At 70.9% G+C, this 3,707-nt stretch carries 5 protein-coding genes and 1 pseudogene; 5 read left to right on the top strand and 1 reads right to left on the bottom strand.

The features are described 5' to 3' along the window. A partial coding sequence (locus tag D9R02_RS11485; RefSeq protein ID WP_147435364.1) for an SseB family protein occupies positions 1-831 on the top strand: 831 nt, incomplete at its 5' end. A gap of 50 nt (positions 832-881) precedes the next feature. Here the strand turns inward: D9R02_RS11485 and D9R02_RS11480 are convergent. Then, on the bottom strand, positions 882-1,331 hold the full coding sequence (locus D9R02_RS11480) for a DUF1844 domain-containing protein (protein ID WP_121566946.1): 450 nt from the start codon (positions 1,329-1,331) through the stop codon (positions 882-884). 329 nt (positions 1,332-1,660) lie between these two features. Here D9R02_RS11480 and infC point away from each other — a divergent pair, with 329 nt between their 5' ends. The 4 genes and pseudogenes from infC to D9R02_RS12185 all read left to right on the top strand — a co-directional run. Then, a complete protein-coding gene (infC, locus tag D9R02_RS11475; protein WP_259463963.1) occupies positions 1,661-2,716 on the top strand; it encodes a translation initiation factor IF-3 in 1,056 nt (351 codons plus the stop codon). A gap of 120 nt (positions 2,717-2,836) precedes the next feature. Beyond that, positions 2,837-3,034 (top strand): 50S ribosomal protein L35, encoded by a 198-nt coding sequence (rpmI, locus tag D9R02_RS11470; RefSeq protein WP_016998296.1) that lies wholly within the window; start codon positions 2,837-2,839, stop codon positions 3,032-3,034. Positions 3,035-3,126: 92 nt separating this feature from the next. Next, positions 3,127-3,513, top strand: coding sequence for a 50S ribosomal protein L20 (gene rplT / locus D9R02_RS11465; protein ID WP_039101302.1), 387 nt, complete (start codon positions 3,127-3,129; stop codon positions 3,511-3,513). An 8-nt stretch (positions 3,514-3,521) separates the two neighbouring features. Continuing rightward, positions 3,522-3,707, top strand: a pseudogene (locus tag D9R02_RS12185) (TrmH family RNA methyltransferase); the annotation flags it as partial.

Here is a 3,707-nt window from a genome sequence, read left to right as displayed (position 1 = left end):
CCCCCTCACATCGCCGCGCAGCTGCGCTCGGCCGGCGGCCCCACCGACACCGGCGGCCAGGCCTGGGAAGGGCGCAACCTGGGGGAGGGCACGAGCCACACCCACCAGTTCCCAGACGATCCCGGGACCGCCGACCCCGGCGCCGCCCGTGCGCTCGCCGCGTGGCGGGACGGCCGGGCGGGGGAGCAGGACGTGGTGGCCGCACTGGCCGGCATCCGCGTGTTCGTGCCGATCGTCGCCCAGGTCTCGCGCTCACACATCACGCAGGACGGGCTGGTCTCGGACAAGGAAGCCGACATGGCGCTCGTGAGCCTGCAGGCCTCCGACGGGCGCAAAGCCCTGCCGGTGTTCACCTCCACCGAGGCGCTGAGCGCGTGGAACCGGGACGCCCGTCCGGTGGCGGCGGACATCCGCCGTGCCGCGCTGTCCGCGGTGCAGGACGGTTCGTCGCTGCTCGTGGTGGATCCGGGGTCGGACCCGGCCTTCGTGGTGCGGCGCCCGGCGCTGTGGGCCGTGGCGCAGGGGCGGGAGTGGACGCCGTCGTACCGGGACTTCGCCGTGGACGACGCCGTGACCCGCGCGGCGGTGGGAATCCCCGGGATCGTCTCCGCGATCGCGGAACCGGGCCGGGGCGTTCACGCCGTGCGCGCCGACGCCGCGGTGCTGCGCGGCGGGGGAGAGGGCCCGGAGCTCACGGTGTCGCTGCAGCTCAGGGCCGGACTCCCCGAGCCCGAGGTCTGCGCGGCCGTGCAGGCGTTCCAGGAGGCCCTGGCGGGGGAAGAGGTCGTGGCCGAGAACGTGGACTCGGTCCAGGTCCGACTCACGTCCTGACAGCTGCGGCCCCCGACGACGTCGGGGGCCGCAGCCTGTGGTGGTCCGGCTCAGCCGTAGACGGGTCCGGTGAACTTCTCCCCGGGGCCCGCGCCGGGGGCGTCCGGGAACGGGGACGCCTCGCGGAACGCGAGCTGCAGGGACTTGAGCCCGTCGCGCAGCGGGCCGGCGTGCTGGGAACCGATCTCCGGTGCGGCGGCGGTGACGAACCCGGCCAGGGCCGTGAGGAGCTTGCGGGCCTCGTCCAGGTCCTTGAGCTCGTCGGCGTTCTCCTCCGCGGCCAGACCGCACTTCACGGCCGCCGCACTCATGAGGTGGACCGCCGCCGTGGTGATGACCTCCACGGCCGGGACCTCGGCGATGTCCCGCATCTGGTGGTTGACCTCGTCGAGGGCCTCCTGGGGCAGCTCGGCGGAGCCGGCGGCGGGGGGCTGCTCCGTGGTGCCCGCGGAGGGGTTGGCGGTGAATTCGAAGCGCTCGGGGCGCGGTTGCTCGGACATGGTCTCCACTGTAGAACAGCGATACCGGCGCGCCGACGTCGGGGCAGCCTGGTGCAGGCACGCCCGGGTGCTGCGGGCCGGGGCGGTCCCGACCAGACGAGGGGAGCATCACACCACAGCGGACGGAGCCCGAGGGGACTGGCGCGCCAGCGTGGCGGTGCGCTACCATGGTCGGCAGTGTGCAAGCGGAGGCAACTCCCACCCGCCGCCGATCCCGGGACATTCCGGGACCCACCAGGCGTCCGGGTCCCAGACCTGAACGGTCCCACCGTCCTCGGACGGTGTCTCCGATTCGCGGTCTCCGTGTGGTGTCCAACCTCCGTTTGCGCGTGCCGCAGCGGAGGTTTTGTCGTTGTGGCGGCAGTCCCGCTCACGGGGTCACCCACGAAACTCAGGAGATTGGCATTAGCGATCCACGTATCAATGACAGAATCCGTGTCCCGGAAGTCCGTCTGGTCGGACCTGGCGGCGAACAGGTCGGCATCGTGCGCGTCCAGGACGCGCTGCGGCTGGCCCGTGAATCGGATCTCGATCTGGTCGAGGTCGCCCCGAACGCCAAGCCTCCCGTCGCCAAGCTCATGGACTTCGGCAAGTACAAGTACGAAGCCGCGGTCAAGGCCCGCGAGTCCCGCAAGAACCAGGCCAACACGGTTCTCAAGGAAGTGCGTTTCCGTCTGAAGATCGACACGCACGACTACGAGACCAAGGTCGGCCACGCCAAGCGCTTCCTCTCCGCCGGGGACAAGGTCAAGGCCATGATCCAGTTCCGCGGTCGTGAGCAGCAGCGCCCCGAAATGGGCGTGCGCCTGCTCGAACGGCTCGCGAACGATGTCGCCGAGGTCGGCGCGGTGGAGACCAACCCCCGCGTGGACGGTCGCAACATGGTCATGGTCATCGGCCCCCTCAAGAACAAGGCCGAAGCCCGTGCCGAGGCCCGCAAGCAGCAGCAGCGGGAGAACTCCAAGGCCGAGAACCAGCGCAAGCAGCGCGTGGACACCTCCTCGCCCGAGACGGTGACCCAGTCCATCGGGGACGCGTTCCCCGCGGAGCTGCGCAACGCGGCTTCGGCACCGGCCGAGGACCAGACGGTGGAGAGCGCCCCGCTGGCTCCGGAGGACGAGGTCAAGGCCACGGTGGCGCCGGCCGCCGAGACCACGGAGACCACGGTCGAGCCGAGCGCTCCCGCGGCTGAGTCCGCTGAGCCGAAGGCCGAGCCTTCCAAGCCCGCGGCCAAGCCGGCGGCGAGCAAGCCTGCGGCGGACACCCCGTCCGCAGCGGCCAAGTCTGCCGCGGCCAAGCCCGCAGCCTCCCCGGCCAAGCCGGGTGCGCCGAAGCCCGGTGCGCCCAAGCCGGGTGCGGGCAAGCCGGGTCCTGCCAAGAAGTAGCGGCACCAGGAATTGACAGCGTCGGGCGTGCGATCGTCCGGCACCAGCGTGGTCGCGGCCGCCGAGCCGCGACCTACCGGTGTGCCCCACACCGGTCGATGTAAGAAGGAGACGGCCACCATGCCGAAGATGAAGACCCACAGCGGAGCCAAGAAGCGCTTCAAGCTCACCGGCTCGGGCAAGGTCAAGCGCCAGCAGGCCAACCGCCGCCACTACCTGGAGCACAAGTCCTCCCGCCTGACCCGCCGCCTCGCGAGCGACCAGATCGTCTCCACCCCGGGTGAGGCCAAGGCCATCAAGCGGATGCTGGGCAAGTAAGCCCCTTCGCCGTCCAGTCAGAAGTTCGCCGCGAGAGCGGCGGGTAGTCATGTTCCGGTGAGCGCCGGGACCAGATCGTTAGGAGTACACACGTGGCACGTGTGAAGCGGGCAGTCAACGCCCACAAGAAGCGTCGGGAAGTCCTCGAGAAGGCATCGGGCTACCGCGGTCAGCGTTCGCGCCTGTACCGCAAGGCCAAGGAGCAGATGCTCCACTCGTACACCTACTCGTACAACGACCGCCGCAAGAAGAAGGGCGACTTCCGTCGGCTGTGGATCCAGCGCATCAACGCCGCGTCCCGCGCCAACGGCCTGACCTACAACCGCTTCATCCAGGGCCTGAAGGCCGCTGAGGTCGAGGTGGACCGCCGCATGCTGGCCGAGCTGGCCGTCAGCGACGAGACCGCGTTCGCGGCCCTGGTCCAGGTGGCCAAGGAGGCCCTGCCGGAGGACACCTCCGCGCCCCGCACCGCCGCCTGAGTGCTGCCGTGACGTTCGTCGAGCGCCTGGAAGACCGGCTGCTGTCCAACCCCCGTGCCGATCGGGTGAGGGACGTGGCCGCGTTGACCAGGCGCTCGATGCGTTCCAAGCGCGGCCTGTTCCGCGCAGAGGGCCCCCAGAACGTGCGGGAGGCGGTGCGTCTGGCGCTCGACGCCGCCCGCCCACCCCACCGG

The organism is Kocuria rhizophila (assembly GCF_003667225.1).
GTDB lineage: Bacteria > Actinomycetota > Actinomycetes > Actinomycetales > Micrococcaceae > Kocuria > Kocuria rhizophila.
Note: the sequence above shows the minus strand (reverse complement) of the source record. Positions and strands in the feature narration are given on the sequence as shown.